The sequence below is a fragment of the Clostridium sp. ZBS15 genome, assembly GCF_023845705.1.
Classification (GTDB): Bacteria; Bacillota; Clostridia; order Clostridiales; family Clostridiaceae; genus Clostridium; species Clostridium aquiflavi.
In genome coordinates, this window is the sequence record NZ_JAMQHY010000080.1 from 1 (window position 1) to 968 (window position 968).

Here is a 968-nt window from a genome sequence, read left to right on the forward strand (position 1 = left end):
TAAAATAAAAATATATAAAATGGAAAAACATATTGTTTTTAAATAGTGTATAATAATATTAAATCAAATTTATATGCAAATTAAATTTTAATTTGTAATAAATGGGGGATGAAGCAGTGGGTGGAATAATAACAATAAAGAACATTATAGATAATTATAAAAATGCAGATATAGATTTTGAAAGTTTAAGCTTAGAAAAAATAAGAAAATATGCAGATAGAGAAAACAAAAAAGCACAAAATGTTTTAGGTGATAGATATTATACTGGTGAGGAGATTGCGCAGGATTATGAAGAGGCTGTTAAATGGTATATAAAATCTGCTAAGCAAGGCTATGATGTTGCACAATATAATTTAGGAGATATGTACTATTGTGGAAATGGCGTAAAGCAAGATTATGAAAAAGCTATAGAATATTTTAAATATTCAGCTAATCAAGGAAATCCAGATGCACAATGTAATTTAGCATGTATGTATGAAGAGGGATTAGGAACTGAAGTAAACTATAAAGAAGCTATTAAATGGTATGAAAAAGCCGCATTACAAGAAGATTTTTATGCACAATATAACTTAGGCAATTTATATATGTATGGAAAAGGCGTTGATACAGATTATAAAAAGGCATTTAAATGGCACATGAGAGCTTCAATTTTAGGATATGAGAAGTCTCAAAATACATTAGGTTATATGTATGAACAGGGTATTGGAATAGAAAAAAACTATGAAGAAGCTGTTAAGTATTATAAAAAAGCTGCATATCAAGAATACTCATATGCAGAATATAATTTAGCTACTATGTATTATTTGGGAAATGGAATAACTCAAGATCGTAAAACTGCATATATATGGTATAAAAAAGCTGCAAATCAAGGATTAAAAAAAGCAATGATAGCTTTAAAAACTAAATATAAAGAAACAAATATATAATTTAAAATAAAGTATAAAAAGTAAATAAAAAAATAATACTAT

Annotated in this window: 1 protein-coding gene; it reads left to right on the forward strand. The window is 25.8% G+C overall.

The genetic code is table 11. The annotated features are described in order from the left end of the window. The first annotated feature begins 116 nt into the window (after positions 1 to 116). Entirely contained in the window at positions 117 to 926 is an 810-nt protein-coding gene (locus NG904_RS16260) for a tetratricopeptide repeat protein (RefSeq protein ID WP_252232746.1), read from the forward strand. Positions 927 to 968: the final 42 nt, after the last annotated feature.